Consider the following 17,544-nt stretch of genomic DNA (forward strand, 5'->3'; position numbering starts at 1 on the left):
AATGAATTGCTGAAATAAACTGTTCGACTTCTTATTGCTAAGAAATCGTCTTGGTCACTTCACCAGACATTGAAAATCAACAAAATTGTTTAATGTTCGATGCTGTGAGTGCCCACACAGATTGCTTGATTCAAATTGTTAAAGAGCAGGGTCTGAAACTATAACCCTCACTGGGTTGCTTTGCAAGCCAGACCAGCCGCGCACTGCGCCGTGCTGATGGGGTCGCATTATAGGGAGCCGGAGTGTGATGGCAAGCATAAATTGCATGTTTATTTGATAAATCACAACACCGTTTGAATATTGAACAGATTTTGATGAAATCTGCCGCAACAAGATCCATTGGAGCCTTTAACCAACGCTTCCTGGTCTGACCCCTCGCCGAAATGGTGGCTGTCGAGATCAGAGCGGCATCCTGTTCACGTTCCTGGCAGATGCAAAGAAGGGCCCCTGGAGGCCCTTCTTTGCATGACAGCGTGCGTTAGATGGAGAAACTGGAGCCACAACCACAGGTGGTGGTGGCATTCGGGTTCGTCACCAGGAAACGCGATCCCTCCAGGCCCTCGCTGTAGTCGACGCTGCCGCCGACCAGATACTGCAGGCTCATGGGATCGATCACCATGGTGACACCGTTCTTCTCCACCACGGTGTCACCTTCATTGATCTTCTCATCGAAGGTAAAACCATATTGGAAGCCAGAGCAGCCACCGCCCGTGATATATACCCGCAACTTGAGCTCGGGGTTTTCCTCTTCGGTGATCAGGGTCTTCACCTTCTTTGCCGCCGCATCCGTCATCTGGATTGGCAACGGGGCTTCTGCTACTGCACTCATTACTGACCTCACAACCATGACATCCACAAACATGGAAACCGCGAAATTATCCAATACCCGACCATTTAGTTCAAGTATTCACCAAGCCAACCTCACCGGGCTGGATGGTGGTCGCCCCTGCCGGGGTCTGCTCGCTCGGGGTACCCAATAGGGGTTTGAGCACCTGGCTCCATTCTACCAGCAGCTCCTGCTCGGGCTGACGGCCGTTTTTTCCTATGGTGATCCGCACCCGATCCGGGACGAATCCTTCCGGCAGCTGCCAATCCCCTTCCAGCAGCTGAAAGTAGCGCAGGGAGTAGCGTCCCGCCCCCGCCTTCATCTGCAGATCCCGCTCCGCCAGACTCCTGGGCTGACCATCCTGGCTGCCTTCTATCCGTATCTGGACCTGGCCGCGAAACAGCTCCCGCTGCTTGGCGGGCTGGGTCAGTGCCAGGCGGTAGTGGTAACGGTTGGCCACGTTGCTCTCTTGCACCGTCAGATTGTCGATGACCACGCCGTTCTGCTCCCCTTGCGGGCGCATGATCCGTTCGAAGAAGGCCAGCTGACGTTTCAGCTCCTGGGTTTGTGTCTCCTGGGATTTGAGCAGTTGCTGCAGTTGCTCGAAGGCCGCCTGCTGGGTGGCGAGCCGGGTCTCCTTGATCCCGAGTTCGGATTCGAGCCTGGCGATGGCCTCGGTCTGGCGCGCCAGGGTCTGCTGTTGTACCTCGAGCAGGCTGCTCTGGGCCAGCTCCTGGCGATTGCCGAGAAGATATCCGCCCAACAATCCGAGGACAAGCGTCCCAAGCAGTAGCCACTTCTGTCTCATGGGCATATCACCTCGTCTGGCACTCCTCTGTTCTGACTATATATGAGCATCGATCGCAACAGTCAGGCCGTCTTGCTGTTGTCGGCGAGACGCAGCCGCTCTGCCATGCGCAGGGTGCGCTCCAGGATCTGGGAATAGAGAGGGCGTCCCCCCAGCCATTGCGCCACTATGGTGGCCCCTATGGTGGTGATCATCATGGGCAAGATGAGCTGATAGTTGTCGGTCATCTCGGTGACCAGCACTATCCCGGTCACGGGGGCGCGCACGGTCGCCGCGAACAGGGCCCCCATGCCAGCGACGGCGAAGGCCCCCGGCTCTATGCCAAGCTCGGGAAAGGCGGCATGAAAGAGGTAGCCAAAGACCAGTCCGAACAGGGTACCCAGCGCCAGGGTCGGGGCGAACACCCCTCCCGGCGCCCCCGAGCAGAAGCAGACCAGGGTCGCCACCAGCCGCACCGAAAAGATGAGAAACAGGGTGGCCATCGCATACTCGCCATCCATCAAGCGAGGGATCAGCTCGATGCCTCCGCCCGTCACCGAAGGGACGAAGAGCGACAGCACGCCGAAGGTGCCCGCCACCAGCATGCCGATGGCCACGAAACGGTGGCGCTTGTTCTGATGCAGGGCCAGATAGCCATCCTGACAGGCCAGCACCAGCTTGTTGAAGACGAAACCCAGCACCCCGAACGCCGCCCCCATGAAGAGGAAGAGCCAGAGTGCCTTGAGGGCCGGGGCATCATAGTGAGGCAGGGCGATGACGGGGTGCTGTCCCTTCATGTTCTGCAGGGTCAGGGTCGCCATCACGGCCGAGATGGCGACCGCCTTGATGGCGAGAAAGGAGTAGCGAAACTGGGGACGCATCTCCTCCATCACGAACAGTATGCCAGCCAGCGGCGCATTGAAGGCCGCCGCCAGCCCCCCGGCGGCCCCGGCGGCCAGCAGGGCATGACCATGCTCCTTGGGCAGCCGGAAGAGATCGGCCACCATCTTGCCGACATTGCCACCGATCTGGACCGATGGTCCCTCACGGCCGAGCACCATGCCGGAGCTCAGGGTGCAGATGCCCCCGAAGAACTTGACCGGCAGCACCCGCCACCATCGCACCGGCCGCAGATCCTCCATGGCGCCCTCAATCTCGGGAATGCCGGATCCTCCAGCCTCGGGAGCGAAGGCGTGGGTCAGAAAATAGCCCACCATGCCGAGCAGGGCGCTGATGGCGAACCCCATCAGCAGCAGCTGCCACCAGGGACGATCCGCCAGCAGCAGACCACGCTGCGCTATCACCCAGCTGACGCCGGATTCAAACAGCCCGCATACCAGGCCTGCCAGGATGCCGACGATGGCGGCGAGCAGCAGCACCCAGAGCGGCATCTTGTCCTGTTGAATGAGCCGTCGCACCAGTCGATTGTGGGAGCCGGCCGGTACCGGATCAGATGAAAAGAGGCTGTCTTGCGCCATGAGAAAACCCGTTGCCTACGGTTGGATAAGACCCGGCTTGCTGCCCACCAGAGGGCTTTCTGCTATAGTCGGCCCGTTTAAATGTCACTGGGCACCTGAGTGCGCCGGGTTGCGAGAAGCATGAGCATACCCTGTCGAGGCGCGACTGCCGAGCCTGGATCCGCCTCGTCCCCTTGCAGTGACGGTCAAAATCCCATTAAGGATGATCCATGTCAAAATCAGATCAGCTGTTTGAACAGGCCTGCCAGACCATTCCCGGCGGCGTCAACTCACCGGTACGCGCCTTCAACGGCGTGGGCGGCACCCCCCTCTTCATCGAGCGCGCAGACGGCGCCTATCTCTATGATGTGGATGGCAAATCCTATGTCGATTACATAGGCTCCTGGGGCCCCATGCTGCTGGGTCACAATCATCCGACCATCAAGGCCGCCGTCATTGCCGCGGTCGAGAAGGGGCTCAGCTACGGCGCCCCCACCGAGATCGAAGTGCGGATGGCCCAGAAGGTGCGCGAGCTGGTGCCTTCCATGGAGCAGGTACGCATGGTCAACTCGGGCACGGAGGCGACCATGAGCGCCATCCGTCTGGCCCGTGGCTACACCGGTCGCGACAAGATAGTGAAGTTCGAAGGCTGCTACCACGGTCATGCCGACTCCCTGCTGGTCAAGGCCGGCTCCGGCGCCCTCACCCTGGGCCAGCCCAACAGCCCGGGCGTCCCCGCCGATTTCGCCAAGCACACTCTCACCTGCGTCTACAACGATCTGGACTCGGTACGGGGTGCCTTCGCCCAGTATGGCGACGAGATCGCCTGCATCATCGTCGAGCCGGTGGCGGGCAACATGAACTGCATTCCGCCCCTGCCCGGCTTCCTGCAAGGGCTGCGCGCCATCTGCGACGAGTTTGGCGCCCTGCTGATCCTCGATGAGGTGATGACTGGATTTCGTGTCGCCCTCGGCGGCGCCCAGGCCCACTACGGGGTGGATCCCGACCTGACCACCCTCGGCAAGATCATCGGTGCCGGCATGCCGGTAGGTGCCTTCGGTGGCAAGAAGAAGGTGATGCAGCACATAGCGCCGACCGGCCCCGTCTATCAGGCCGGCACCCTCTCCGGCAACCCGGTCGCCATGGCCGCCGGGCTCGCCATGCTGGATCTGCTGCAAGCCCCCGGCCTGCACCAGCAGCTGGCCGAGAAGACCGCCGCCGTCGCCGAAGGGCTCAAGGCCGCAGCGACCAAACACGGCATCCCCCTCGCCATCACTTATGTAGGGGGCATGTTCGGCTTCTTCTTCACCGACGAGGCCGAGATCAGCCGCTTTGATCAGGTCAAGCGCTGCGACATGGCGCGCTTCAAACGCTTCTATCACCTCATGCTGGAAGAGGGGATCTACCTGGCGCCGAGCGCCTACGAGGCCGGCTTCCTCTCCCTGGCCCACGGCGAGCAGGAGATAGCCCACACCCTGGCGGCGGCGGATCGCTGCTTCGCCAAGCTGGCTCAGGCCTGATCCGCGCGGATAGCCGCATAAAAATGGGGCCACTCGGCCCCTTTTTAATCTGAACCGGGCGAACGCCCGGGCCACCCCATTCCCTGCCCCTCCTTGCACCAAACTGGTGCCAACGCGGCGCCTTGCCCCAAATTGCTACAGGGACGCCTCACCCAGCTGCCACACGGGCGTCATGTCGGACCATCAATATGGGCCCGTAACTTGCTACCTCAGTGCAAGACCCAGTCTCTCGGCAACCCTCAGGAGGTTCCCATGGCCAATATGAGCCCCATCGACCTCATTCGCCGCTATCAGGAGTACGAACCCGAGCTGCACCTGCTGATGCTCGGTCTGCTCCAGCATCCGGACAAGACGCTGGCACGTTATCCCTTCGTGCTGGCCACGGCCCGCCAGGCGGGGCCCGTCACCATACTGCCCCCCTACCCCACCGCCCAGGGAGCGCTGCACCTTCAGGTGCAGGGGGAAGGGCGCCTCATCACCCTCGACCTGCAGGAGCTGATCGCCTGGCTGATGGGGGACAAACAGCGCCGCAAGCTCACCCCCTGGTTCAAGCTGGTCTATGTGCTGCTCAGCGTGGCGCTGTTTCTCATCGTCGCCAGCCTGATCTGGCATGGCCTGCACGAGCTCTACCTGCTCGCCTGTGGCGAGAGCCGCAACCGGCTCGGCGCCTTCAGCGCCATCATCTTCCTGACCCTGGCGCTGGCAGTGTTCGATCTGGGCAAGACCATACTGGAAGAGGAGGTGTTGCTTCATAAGGACATCTTTCGCCACAGCGCCATCCGCCGCACCATCACCCGCTTCATCGCCGCCATCCTGATCGCCGTCTCCATCGAGGGGCTGTTGCTGCTGTTCAAGGGCTCCCTCGGCCAGACCGAGCTGCTCTGGCCCGCGGTGGGGGTGATGGCCTGCGCCGTGGGCCTGCTGGTGGGGCTGGGCCTCTATGTCTTCCTCGGCGCCCGGGCGGAGGCGGCCCTGGTGCAGGCGAGCCTGCGCCCGACCCAGCCAGACAAGTAACGCCATGACACCACGTGAAGATGGGCCCGGAGAGGAGCCCGTTCTGCGGCTCACTCAATGCCTGCAGCAAGAGGGGAAGAAGCCGAACGACTCTGCTATTACTTGTGATCGGGGGCCCGTCCCTCGCCTCATCGACTCACCCCTGGTCATTTCGCGACGACCACTGTTGCCGATGAGCCCAAGCCCAAAGCGAGCCGGTGTATGCCGGCTCGCTTTTTCATTGCGCCAGACGACCCGCATTCCGCCAAAAGCCTGCCGTGGGCAGAAAAAACCCCGGCACAAGGCCGGGGCTAAGGAGGCATCCTGTTCACTTATGGCGTGGTGATCTCGACTGCCGCATCCGCACTGACGGTACTGCCCTCCTCGTCGGCAAATTCAATGATCACCGCATCGCCACTGACGATATTGGCGATGAAGGTATTGAACTGCTCCGGGGTATAGACCTGGGCAAACTCGACGCTGAAGGCACAGCTGAACTCAGCATCCGGCGCCAGAGTCAGGCTATAGGCAGGTTCCGGGCAAGCCCCCGGAGTGAAGACTCCAAACTCTCCACCAGCATTTCTGATGAGGAAGCCGGTCGCCCCGATGAAGGTACCATCGTCCACCGTCACGCCCAGCAGTTTGAGGGAGGTCAGGTGAATGTCTTCGAAGGTGGTATTTTTCACCTTGATGAAGACAGTGGCCGTCAGGGCGAAATCGGTCGCCATGGTGGGGAGCACATTCTGGAAGTTGACCGTGGCCATGTCCTGGTTGGAGGTCACCTCCGTACCATTGGGGGCCATTGCCTTGACCTGGGCCGTATTGACCAGGGTCGCCTCACCGGTGGCATTGCCGGTGACATCGGCCACCAGTGTGCACTGATAAGGCGTCCCAAAGGCGACCATAACGGTGAAGTCACACTCATCACTGCGCTGGGTCGCCGACGGGCTGGCACGCGCGCTGGCAAACAGCACATCATCGCTGAACTCACTGAGGGTCAAATCCTCCTGGGTCAGGTCGTTGCTATTGGTGATGGTGAAGCGATAGACCACCTGACCACCCGGCTCGCTGACATTGGCCTCTTCGGCGAACCCGGCCACGGCATCGAGATCCCCGCCCGTGAAGGCTGCGACCTCCTTGACCAGGACGATGGAGGGGGTCGCCAGGGTGATCGCCGCCATGGCGCTGTCTCCAGCCGGCCGCTCCTCGTTATCCTTGCCTGCCACCGTCACAGTGTTGGCATAGGTATCCCCCTGTCCCATCGAGACATTGGTCACGTACCGGCAGACGAAGCTGCCCCCCTTGGCGAGGGTCATGCCATTGCCATCGCTACAGGCAGGGGTGCCCGAACTATCGGCCAGCAGATCCGCAATCGCCGTGTCCACCAGAGAGCTCAGCAGGACGGCATCGACCGGGCTGTTATTGCTGATGACTACCTCATAGGTCACATTTCCCGGCTCATCGATAAACCAGGCGCCGCCAACCTGGCGCAGGCCCGGGCCCGTCATGGGCTGCTTGGTGATGGCCAGGACAGGATCCACATTGAGCATCTTGACGGTGACCACATTGGAGCAATTGCCGCTGTCGTTGGTCGAGTCTCCATCGGTCGGGTCGCACTGACTGTTGCCGATGGGGTTTCCCTTGACGTCCTCGGTCATGGCCCGGACAAAGTCCTGATAGAGTTCGGGCGAGCCATCATCGGGCAAGTCCTCATCTTTCACCTGCATCACCAGCACGCACGACAGGCTGGGGGATGCGGTAGTGAGCGTCTGAGGCAGACTCAGATCATCACAGCTGTTGTCAGGATGGGTGCCAAGCAGTGTCAGGTTGCCCGCGGTCACATCACTGGCGCTACTCAGATCGAAGTCCGCGAAGACCCCTGCATCCGTGCTGGAGCGCACTATGTCACGCAGGCCGGTCACCACCAGATCCGCAGGCCCAGCGTCCTTGGTCATGGTCAGCTGGTACTTGAAGCTACCCTCGGGCTCACTCGCTTGATCTGATCCTATCAAGACCTTGCTGATGGTGGGGGGCTTGGGCTTGATGAAGACGGCGATGTTGAAGGTGTCACAGTTGCATTTCGACTTGTTGTTGGGCACCTGGCCCACCACGGGATCCGCCGCCAGCGTACAGTTGTTGCGGGAGATGTTGTCCCAGGCCGCGCAATAGCTGAAATCGGCCCTGTTGTCCCCGTCCGCATCCACGCACTGCATGGTGATGGGCTCGTTTTGCAGGACATAGAGGCCATTGGTCAGCTCCGCCTTCTTGATATCCCCACACTGGTCACCATCGAGTTGGGAAGCCCCCTCCTCACCCGGTTTGGGGATGACCAGGCTGCAATTTTGGGCATTGGCTCCCTGTATCAGCTGTGGGCTCATGCCATTGAGGGGCAGATAGAAGGTGGTATCCCAACGCTCGGAAGCATTGGCACTGACGGTCACATTCGCGTTGAAGGTGAATACCTCGCCCAGGGTACACTCCTGGGTCGGGTTGGTCGGGACCACCTGGGTGATAGCCACATCGTTTGCCGTACAGTTCAGGGATTCGCCAATGACATTGGACATTCCCTTCCCTCCTGCCTTGATATAGGCATCGGCCATACACACCTGTTGATTGAGATTGACCCCTGCCGCCATGACATCGGCATCACTGTTGACCCAGATATTGGCAGTGGCGGGATGACACATGAGCAGGGCTGCGGCACAGGCGGTCCGCAATGGGGTGAACGATTGGGTTAGACCCTTCATAACTCGATCCTTGGACAACTGTCTGCACCAAGCGCATGAGGGTACATAGACAATGGGCTCCCCGACCTTGACCGGGAGAGCAGCGTTATGACAGGCGATCTTCATTGACCACCTTGAGGCCCTGCCGATGCAGAACCTGGAGTCGGGGTAACCACCTTTGCGACAGTGCCGATGCCAGACTCAACTGCCGAGCCTGAACTCGACGTCTTTAGGACTCTAGGTCAGGATGGAGAGGCCACCCGTCAACACTGAGACCGCCTGAGTCCCCACTGCATCTAATGCACTGATAAGAGGAGAATTAAACTGGTTACAATATTTATTCATTAACTTTACAACCAATATAATCAAAAATATCAGCCGCTTATCTCAATCCTCTATTGATTTTTAGCACAATTAGCCTCAGCCACTGCAACCGCCTGGGCATTCACCCGTGGCATCAGGGAATGAATCGCCAGGAAACTCTCGAAGGCGGAGCTGGCGGCGACCCGATTGACCAGCCAACCCGGCAGCTGGCCCCCGGGATGGGTGTAGGTTTCGAGGCGAATGAGGCTCTCCCCCGCCCCGAGCGGCGTCGCCTGCCACAGCCCCTGGCTCGCGCGGATCCGCATCAGTCCCGGGGTCGGAGGCAGCGCATCGGCGTCGGCCCAGACCCGCAGGCGCAAGCCGCAACCGGGCAGCCACTCGAGGCGGGAGCGGGTGATGAGCTCCCTGTCTCTTGCAGGCCAGGGCGCCGCCAACCGGATGTAGACCAGATCCTCCAGGGGCGTCGGCCTGGCGAGCAGTCGCACCTCCCGGCTGCCCGGCAACCACTGGCTGTGATTGGCCGTGTCCCGCAGCACCGCCAGCAGGGCGGCAGGCCTTGCCGCTACCCGCATCTCCAGCCTGAGGGCCTGGAAGGGGCCGGGGGGATGGGCTCTGGCCCAGAGCCGGACGGGGCCCTGCTCCCGCACCAGCGCCCAGTCGGAGGCGGCCCAGGCCCCGGGGCCTGGCAGCAGGCTCAGCAGCAGCCACCCCAGCAGGACGGCTCCGCGCCTCAAGCTCCCTCTTGTCATCCGCTTCTCCTGATCCGGTATCGCCCCTGGGGCGGGTTCATCGCCCGGCTCTGCCAGCCCTCGCCGGCCGGCGCTATCCCTTGTTTCGAATGGGGATGGAGTGCGCCGCGCTGGCGCCGTCTCCCCCTGGCTGGAGCGCCTGTCACCAGGGCGCTGTGGATCGTTCAATGCGCTTTATATGCCGCTCAGGGCTGCTCCACCAGTTCAAGGGGCAGGCCATCGGGATCGGCGAAGAAGGTGAAGCGGCAGCCGGTCAGCTCATCGACCCGGACCGGCTCCACCGCGATGCCGTGGGCCTCGAGGTGGGCCAGCACGGGCGCCAGGGCCGGCACCCGGAACGCCAGATGGCGCAGACCGCATGCCTCTGGCCGGTTCGGCCGCGCCGGGGGGGACGGGAAGCTGAACAGCTCTATCTGGCTGCCATCTGGCAGAGCCAGATCCAGCTTCCAGGATTGCCGTGCCTCGCGCAGGGTCTCGTTGATGATGGGCAGTCCCAGCACCTCGTGATAGAAGCGCCGGGAGATTTGATAGTCGCTGGCGATGATGGCCAGATGGTGGATACCGCCAAGCAAGGATGAACCCATGAAGACTCCTACAAAAATGGGCTGCCGCCGCAGCCCATCACAGGTTAGTTGAAGAAACCGCTGAACCACTGATCCAGGGCGCTGTCCGGGCTGCCACCACAACTGGCGGGGGCCGGCAGGCTGGCCAGCTTGGCCGGTACCTGCAGGCTGCCAGGGCAGTTGGCCGAGACCCGGGTGCCGCTGGCGCGGGCGAAGCTGGCCCAACTCACCCCCTTGGGCATGTTGAGGGTCAGGCTGTTGACGCCCCGCTGACCCAGGTAGCCGCTGAACAGCTGGAGCGCACCGCTGGAACCGGTCAGACCCGCCGGGGTGTTGTCATCCCGACCGACCCAGACGCTGACCAGCTCGCTGTTGTCCATGCCGGCGAACCAGGAGTCCCTCAGCTCGTTGGTGGTGCCCGTCTTACCCGCCATGGTGATGCCCGGGAAGCGGGCGGTGAGGGAGCGCGCCGTGCCCTCGCTCACCGTCTTGGTCATGGCGAACAGGGTGAGCCAGCTGGCATCCTGATCCGCGACCCGCTTGGCGCTCTGATCATGCTGATACACCAGCTTGCCATCCCCTCCCACCACGGCGCGAATGGCCGACAGCGGCTGGGTCAGGCCCTGGTTGGCGATGGGCAGATACATCTGGTTCACCTCCATGGGCGAGAGCGCCACCGCCCCCAGCACCAGGGAGGGATAGGGCTGGATCTCCTGCTCGACCCCCAGCTTGTGCAGGGTATCGACCACCTTGTCCAGTCCCACCTGCAAGCCCAGGTTGACCGTGGGCACGTTGAGGGAGTGGGCCAGCGCCTCCATCAGGGGCACGCTCTGGCGGAACTTGCGGTCATAGTTCTGGGGCGTCCACAGCTGGCCATCCTTGCCGCGAATGCGGATGGGCTGATCCTTGAGCGGCGTGCCCAGGGTCAGGCCGCTGGAGAGACCGGTGAGATAGACGGCCGGCTTGACCAGGGAGCCTATCTGACGACGGGCATCCAGGGCACGGTTGAAGCCGGCGTAGCGGGGATCCCGTCCCCCCACCAGGGCGACCACCTCCCCCTTGCGCCAGTCGGAGACCACCATGGCCGCCTCCAGCTTCTTCTTGCCCCGCTGCTTCTCTATGGTGGCCAGACCCGACTCCACCGCCTGCTCGGCGGCGTGCTGGGCGATGGGATCCAGGCTGGTGAAGATCTTGAGGCCGGACTGGCTGAGCAGATCCCCGCCGAAGCGACTCTGCACCTCGCGCTTGAGCAGGTTCATGAAGGCCGGGGTGCGGCCATAGCTCATCTTGCCCCGGGTGATGATGCCGAGCGGCTGCTTGCTGGCAAGCTGGTACTCGGGCTGGGTCAGGCTGCCGTGATCCGCCAGCAGTTTGAGCACCAGATCCCGGCGCGCCTTGGCCCGCTCCGGATAGCGCCAGGGATCGTAATAGGAGGGCCCCTTCACCAGCCCCACCAGCAGGGCGACCTGATCGATGTCCAACTCGTTGACCGGCACCCCGAAATAGAAGTAGGAGGCCAGCCCGAAGCCGTAGACCCCTTGCGAGAAGTTCTGCCCCAGATAGACCTCGTTGAGGTAGGCCTCCAGGATCTCGTCCTTGCTGTAGCGGTAGTCAATCAGCACCGCCATGTAGGCCTCCTGCAGCTTGCGCCACAGGCTGCGCTCCCGGGTCAGGAAGAAGTTCTTGGCCAGCTGCTGGGTGAGGGTACTGCCCCCCTGCACCGTGCGGCCCGCCAGCAGGTTGGCCGCCATGGCGCGCATGATGGCCACCGGGCTGACGCCCCCGTGCTGATAGAAGTCTCTGTCTTCCGTGGTGAGCAGGGTGATGAGCAGGCTGTCGGGCACCTCCGCCAGGCGCACCAGCAGGCGATCCTCCCGCCCTTCGGGATTGAGCCTGTCCAGCAGCACGGGGTCCATCTGGGCATACCCCAGCTGACGCTGGTTCTCCATGGACTGGATCTTGTCCAGCCGGGGTCCGTTGAAGGAGAGGCGCATGGCACGCGCCTTGTCGGCGCCGTCATAGAAGTCGAACGGCCGGCGCACCAGCTCTATGGTATTGCCCTCCACCCTGTATTCACCCGGGGTATGGGGCTGGCGCACCGGCTTGTAGCTCAGCATCTTGAGCTCGCGCAGCATCTGATCCCGCGACAGTCGCTGCCCCGGGTAGAGCTCCAGCGGGCGGCTGTAGACCATGACCGGCAGTTGCCACTTCTCGCCATCGAAGCGCTCGCGCACCTTGGTATCCAGATAGATGCCAAAGACCACCAGGAAGGCGGCAACCACCAGGGAGAGCTTGAAGCCAAGCCAGAACAGCGTGCGCCAGAGGGTGCGTTTGGGCGCCGCCTTCTTCGGGGTGCGCTTGCGTCGTTGGGTTGCCATGGTTCCTCTTCTCTATGTCGTTATGTCGCCGTTGCCGACGGAGTAAACGGTCGGCCATGCCGCCGACCGTGCCTGAGCCGGCCTGGATGCCGGGCTCACCTCTTGTTCTGTTGTCGCTCGCCGGGGGTTTGTCCCGGCGCTGGGATGGGTGCCCGCACTGCGGCGGCCCACCCTCCTGCGGCTCACGGCCCCGCCGGGCCTTTCTGGTGCTCTGGCTGTGCTGGCGAGAGCCCCCTCTTCTTGGTGACGGCATGGGGTTCGGCATGGCCTCCCCTGCGTCTTGGTGCTCTGAGTATTCTGACTAGAGTCCCATCTTCTTCTTGGTCACGACATGGGGCTCGGCATGACCTCTCTTGAATCTTTTCCAGCTAGAGCCCCATCTTCTTCTTGGTCACGACATGGGCTCGGCATGGCCTCCCCTGCGTCTTTTCCGGCTAGAGCCCCATCTTCTTCTTGGTCACGACATGGGCTCGGCATGACCTCTCTTGAGTCTTTTCCGGCTAGAGCCCCATCTTCTTCTTGGTCACCCGGGTCGGCATGGCCTCAAGCGGGTTGTCAGGCCAGTAGTGGCGGGGATAGCGCCCCTTCATCTCTTTCTTCACCTGCTCGTAGGAGCCCGCCCAGAAGGCGCCGAGATCGGCGGTGATCTGCAACGGTCGCTGGGCCGGGGAGAGCAGCTCCACCACCAGGGCCACCCGGCCATCGGCCACGCAGGGCGTGCTGGCCTGACCGAACATCTCCTGGATGCGCACCGGGATCACCGGGGCCTGGCCCGGCTGATAACGGATCCGCACCCGGCTGCCGGTAGGGGCGGAGAAGTGACTCGGCAGCGCCTCGTCCAGCCGCCTGGGCAAGGGCCAGGGCAGGGACTGGCGCAGCAGCTCGGAGAGGTTGAGCCTCTTGAGCTGCTCCAGCCGGGTCATGCCGCTCAGGGCCGGCAGCAGCCACTCCTCGAGGCGCGCCAGCAGACTCTCGTCGTCCATGGCGGGCCAGCCTTCGTCCGCCAGCCAGTCGGCCGCGCAGCGCAATCGGGCCAGCAGCCCCTCGCTGCCCTCGTCCCAGGGCAGCACGTGCAGCCCCTTGCGGCGAATGCCCTGCAACAGGCAGCGCCCCTTCTGCTCGTCCGACAGATCCTCCAGGGGCCGCTGGCCGAGCACCAGTTCGCCTATCACCTGCTGGCGCTCGGCCCGCACCCGCTCCTCCCGCTCGTCCCAGTCGAACCACTGGCGCTCGCTCACCAGCTCGGGCAGCTGACGCACCAGCTCGTCCAGTTCGACCGGCTCGGCGATGAAGATGCGGCTGCCGCGATCATTTTGCCCCATCTCGACGGCGACCAACCCCTGGGCGCCCTGACAGGGATGACCTTCTACCAGATCGCAGCTCACCCCACCACTGAGTTGATAACGATGGCCGCTGCGCAGCTTGCCTATTCGGTCCGGCCAGGCGAGGGCGCAGAGCAGGCCGAGCCACTGGCCCTGGGGACCGGGCTGCGCGGCGCCAGCCCTGAGCCCGAGGCGTTCGAACCAGCGGGCCGCCCCCTGGCGCAGGGCGCCCTGACGGCGATGAAACAGCACGCCGAGGCGCTCGGATCCTCGCAGATCTTCTTCCAGCAGCGCCACCAGATAGGCGGCATCGGCGACAATCCCTGTCAGACCCTCGGCCTCCAGCTCTTTGGCCCGCAGCAACAGGCGAGCCAGACGAGGATGGGTTCCCAGGGCAGCCATGGCTCTGCCGCCAGGGGTCAGCTGTTGCTCGCTCCCCGGCGTCATGGCCCCCAGGGTCACCAGCAGCAGCCGGGCGCTGGCCAGGGCCGCCGCCGGGGGCTGGTCCAGCAACGGCAGACTCTCCACCCTGGCGCCCCACTGGGCGGCATCGAGCAGCAGACCGGTCAGCTCCTGGGTCAGGATATCGGGGGGGCTCTGCTCGGGGAGACGCTCCTGCACCTCGGCGCTCCAGAGCCGGTAGCAGACCCCGGGGCCGAGGCGACCGGCCCGGCCCGCCCGCTGGGTGGCGGATGCCTTGGCGATCTGGCGGGTCTCCAGCCGGGTGACCCCGCTTCTCAGGTCGAAGCTGGCACGCCGCTCCAGCCCGCTGTCGATGACCATGCCGATCCCCTCTATGGTGAGGGAGGTCTCCGCCACATTGGTGGTGAGCACCAGCTTGCGCCCGCCCGCCCGCCCCCGGGGGCTGGCGGCCAGCGGCGCCCTCAAGTAGAGGCCGCCCAATAGGGGGGCGCGGCGCCCCCCTGGGGGGCCCCCCCCCCGCGGCCCCCGCCCCCCGGCCGCCGGGGCGATGGCGGCCTGCTGCGCCGTCATGTCGAGGCGGCCATAGAGGGGGGCGAGGCGCACATCGTCCGGCAGCCGCCCCTCCAGCCACTGGGCGAGCCGCTCTATCTCCCCCTGACCCGGCAGAAACACCAGGGCGCTGCCTGGCCGGGCCGCCAGCGCCTCCAGCACCACGGCGCCCACCTGGGGCTCCAGCCATTGCTGGCGATTGGCGGGACGGTAGTGGTACTCGATGGGGAAGCTGCGCCCCTCGGCGCGAATGACGGGGGCATCCGGCAACAGCTGCTCGAGGGCCATGCCCTCCAGGGTGGCGGACATGATCAGCAATCTGAGGTCCTCCCTCAGCCCCTGCTGGCTCTCGATGGCGAAGGCCAGGGCGGTGTCGGCATGCAGGCTGCGCTCATGGAATTCGTCGAAGATGACGAGGGACACGCCGGTCAGCTCGGGGTCTTGCTGCAACATCCGGGTCAGCACCCCCTCGGTCACGATTTCGAGCCGGGTGGCCGCACTGGTGCGGCTCTCCCCCCGCACCCGCAGCCCGATGCGCTCCCCCACCTTCTCCCCGAGCTGGCGCGCCAGGAAGCTGGCGATATTGCGCGCCGCGAGGCGCCTGGGCTCGAGCATGATGATGCGCCCGGGCAGCCGCTGCTGGCGCACCAGCTCCAGGGGCAGCAGGGTCGACTTGCCCGCGCCGGGGGGCGCCTGCAGGATCACGCTGCTCCCCGCCTCCAGGGCGGCGAACAGATCGGGCAACACGGCAACTATGGGTAATGGGGACAAAGCGGCGAAAACCTTCTGCAACTGGCTTAAAAACGCCGCCTATTCTGCCATAGAATGGGGCCCTGGCATCAGCGTGAACCCAAATGCATGTCCCGACTCTTTTTTGCCCTGCCCCTCGACGAGATCAGTTTGCCCCTCGTCACCTGGCGCGACCGGCACTCCTGGCCAGGCCAGGGGGTGCCCCAGGCCAACCTGCACCTCACCCTGGCCTTCCTCGGCGAGGCCAGCGAACAGCAGCGCGAGCAGCTGCTCGCGGCGGGGGCGCGCCAGCACTGCCCACCCCTGACCATCGTCCTGGATCGCACCGGCTGGTTTCCCCGGGCCAAGGCGGCCTGGGTCGGCCCACAGGCCTGGCCCAACGAGCTGACCGTGCTGGCGAGGGCGCTGCGCCGCCACGGCGAGCGCATCGGCCTTGGCAATGGCGAGCAGGGTTATACCCCCCATGTCACCCTGTCGCGCAAGGCAGGGGAGGCCCCCGCCACCCCGGCTCCCGACTTTCTCTTGCAGGCCACCCGGTTCTGCCTCTATCAATCCACCTCGACCCCGGATGGGGTCCGCTACGAGCCCCTGGCCTGCTGGCCCCTGCGACCACGAGTAAAAAACACAGATGGAATTTGATCCCCCCCTGCAATCCGGCCTGCTGCTGCGCCGCTACAAGCGCTTCCTCACCGACATACAGCTCGATGATGGCCAGGAGATCACCATTCACTGCGCCAATACCGGCGCCATGACAGGTTGTGCCGACCCGGGCACCCGGGTCTGGTACTCCACCTCGAACAACCCCAAGCGCAAGCTGCCCCACAGCTGGGAGATAGCCCAGAGCCCGGCCGGTCACCTCATCTGCGTCAACACAGCCCGGGCCAACATGCTGACCCGGGAACTGCTCGAGCGAGACGCCCTCGCCCCCCTCTCCGGCTATGACACCCTCAAGGCCGAGGTGAAGTATGGCGAGGAGAACAGCCGCATCGACTTCCTGCTGCAGGGCCAGGGCCGGGCGGATTGCTATATAGAGGTGAAGTCGGTGACCCTGCTCGACGAGCGGGAGGGGGTCGGCCTTGGCTACTTCCCCGATGCGGTGACGGCACGGGGCGCCAAGCACCTGCGCGAGCTGATGGCCATGAAGGCGGCGGGCCACAGGGCCGTGCTGCTGTTCATGGTGCTGCACACGGGTATCATTCGGGTTCGCCCGGCAGCCTGGATAGATCCGCACTATAGTCAGCTTGTTGAGCAGGCTCGGTTGGCAGGGGTTGAAATTTTATGCTACCGCCCCCATCTAGGGGTGCAGCGCATGGAACCTGATGGATTTATTCCGTTTGAATCTGGTTTGTGCGACCCGAGTGTGGCTGATAAAAGTGGGATTGGATAACATATTTGGCACTGCTCGTTTGCCTAGCCGTTACCCTTCTGCTATAGATACCGCCCTCAATTTATGGATGGCACGATTGCGTGCTGAATTAGGAGACAGGGCATGCCAACAGGCGAAATCAGGAAATCTCTGGGCCCCCTGGCCATTGCGGGAGTTGCGCCTTACCAGGAGAAGCCGGGTGAGGAGTACATGAATGACCAACAGAAGGCTCATTTCCGCAAGATCCTGGGGGCCTGGCGCAATCAATTGATGCAGGAAGTAGACCGCACCGTCGATCACATGAAGGATGAGGCTGCCAACTTCCCGGATCCCGTGGACCGCGCCGCACAGGAAGAGGAATTTGCCCTCGAACTGCGCACCCGCGATCGTGAGCGCAAGCTGATCAAGAAGATCGAGAAGACCTTGCTGCTGCTGGACGATGACGACTTCGGTTATTGCGAACACTGCGGCATCGAGATCGGCATCCGCCGCCTCGAGGCACGTCCTACCGCCGATCTGTGCGTGGACTGCAAGACGCTGGCCGAGATCAAAGAGAAACAGATGGCGGGTTGATCCCCCGTTTGCACCGTCCGGGCCCTCGCCCGGCTGGAATAGAAAAGGGAGCACACTGCTCTAATGCCAGTCAGTTAAGGCTGACTGGCATTGTTTTTATTGGCTTTTTTCACACTGTACTTCTGTGGCCTTGGCTTCACGCAGCGGGGGTAACTTCGCTCTCTTCGTGCCGGCAGCACAAACTGCCCCGCCTGCTTCTCCAGCTCCGCCACCCGCCCCGGGATATTCCCCGGTGACA

Annotated in this window: 13 protein-coding genes and 1 pseudogene; 5 read left to right on the forward strand and 9 right to left on the reverse strand. The window is 63.4% G+C overall.

The features are described 5' to 3' along the window. Window positions 1-478 precede the first annotated feature (478 nt). The 3 genes from erpA to clcA form a co-directional block, all read right to left on the reverse strand. Window positions 479-829, reverse strand: coding sequence for an iron-sulfur cluster insertion protein ErpA (gene erpA, locus ACW5W4_RS18235; RefSeq protein WP_041994731.1), 351 nt, complete (start codon window positions 827-829; stop codon window positions 479-481). Between the two features lie 70 nt (window positions 830-899). Next, on the reverse strand, window positions 900-1,640 hold the full coding sequence (locus ACW5W4_RS18240) for a DUF6776 family protein (protein WP_456690330.1): 741 nt from the start codon (window positions 1,638-1,640) through the stop codon (window positions 900-902). A 56-nt stretch (window positions 1,641-1,696) separates the two neighbouring features. Further along, complete coding sequence (gene clcA / locus ACW5W4_RS18245) at window positions 1,697-3,091, reverse strand: H(+)/Cl(-) exchange transporter ClcA (RefSeq protein WP_456690331.1); 1,395 nt, start codon at window positions 3,089-3,091, stop codon at window positions 1,697-1,699. Between the two features lie 209 nt (window positions 3,092-3,300). Here clcA and hemL point away from each other — a divergent pair, with 209 nt between their 5' ends. Next, entirely contained in the window at window positions 3,301-4,590 is a 1,290-nt protein-coding gene (gene hemL, locus ACW5W4_RS18250) for a glutamate-1-semialdehyde 2,1-aminomutase (protein WP_456690332.1), read from the forward strand. Between the two features lie 252 nt (window positions 4,591-4,842). Continuing rightward, window positions 4,843-5,604, forward strand: a complete 762-nt coding sequence (locus tag ACW5W4_RS18255; RefSeq protein ID WP_456690333.1) for a hypothetical protein — start codon at window positions 4,843-4,845, stop codon at window positions 5,602-5,604. Window positions 5,605-5,915: 311 nt separating this feature from the next. Here ACW5W4_RS18255 and ACW5W4_RS18260 read toward each other — a convergent pair whose 3' ends face one another. From ACW5W4_RS18260 to hrpB, 5 genes are all read right to left on the reverse strand, one after another. Next, entirely contained in the window at window positions 5,916-8,330 is a 2,415-nt protein-coding gene (locus ACW5W4_RS18260) for a hypothetical protein (protein ID WP_456690334.1), read from the reverse strand. Between the two features lie 374 nt (window positions 8,331-8,704). Continuing rightward, window positions 8,705-9,382 (reverse strand): START domain-containing protein, encoded by a 678-nt coding sequence (locus ACW5W4_RS18265; RefSeq protein WP_456690335.1) that lies wholly within the window; start codon window positions 9,380-9,382, stop codon window positions 8,705-8,707. A 185-nt stretch (window positions 9,383-9,567) separates the two neighbouring features. Further along, complete coding sequence (gene gloA2 / locus ACW5W4_RS18270) at window positions 9,568-9,966, reverse strand: SMU1112c/YaeR family gloxylase I-like metalloprotein (protein WP_427263085.1); 399 nt, start codon at window positions 9,964-9,966, stop codon at window positions 9,568-9,570. A gap of 44 nt (window positions 9,967-10,010) precedes the next feature. Further along, window positions 10,011-12,323, reverse strand: a complete 2,313-nt coding sequence (gene mrcB / locus ACW5W4_RS18275) for a penicillin-binding protein 1B (RefSeq protein WP_456690336.1) — start codon at window positions 12,321-12,323, stop codon at window positions 10,011-10,013. 500 nt (window positions 12,324-12,823) lie between these two features. Continuing rightward, window positions 12,824-15,388: an ATP-dependent helicase HrpB gene (hrpB, locus tag ACW5W4_RS18280; protein WP_456690337.1), complete on the reverse strand. Its 2,565-nt coding sequence runs from the start codon at window positions 15,386-15,388 to the stop codon at window positions 12,824-12,826. 87 nt (window positions 15,389-15,475) lie between these two features. Between hrpB and thpR the strand changes: the two genes are divergently transcribed. The 3 genes from thpR to dksA all read left to right on the forward strand — a co-directional run bounded on the left by thpR (window position 15,476) and on the right by dksA (window position 17,306). Continuing rightward, window positions 15,476-16,006, forward strand: a complete 531-nt coding sequence (gene thpR, locus ACW5W4_RS18285) for an RNA 2',3'-cyclic phosphodiesterase (RefSeq protein WP_456690338.1) — start codon at window positions 15,476-15,478, stop codon at window positions 16,004-16,006. After that, the gene (sfsA, locus tag ACW5W4_RS18290) at window positions 15,996-16,754 is read left to right on the forward strand and encodes a DNA/RNA nuclease SfsA (RefSeq protein ID WP_456690339.1); all 759 of its coding nucleotides are present in this window, start codon (window positions 15,996-15,998) and stop codon (window positions 16,752-16,754) included. Before thpR ends, sfsA begins: the two co-directional genes overlap by 11 nt. Before the next feature lie 102 nt (window positions 16,755-16,856). Further along, window positions 16,857-17,306 (forward strand): RNA polymerase-binding protein DksA, encoded by a 450-nt coding sequence (gene dksA, locus ACW5W4_RS18295; protein ID WP_041994763.1) that lies wholly within the window; start codon window positions 16,857-16,859, stop codon window positions 17,304-17,306. Between the two features lie 74 nt (window positions 17,307-17,380). On the opposite strand, the pseudogene ACW5W4_RS18300 reads toward dksA, so the two are convergent. Further along, a pseudogene (locus tag ACW5W4_RS18300) lies at window positions 17,381-17,544 on the reverse strand (IS4 family transposase); the annotation flags it as partial.

It is taken from the genome of Aeromonas crassostreae (assembly GCF_054052445.1).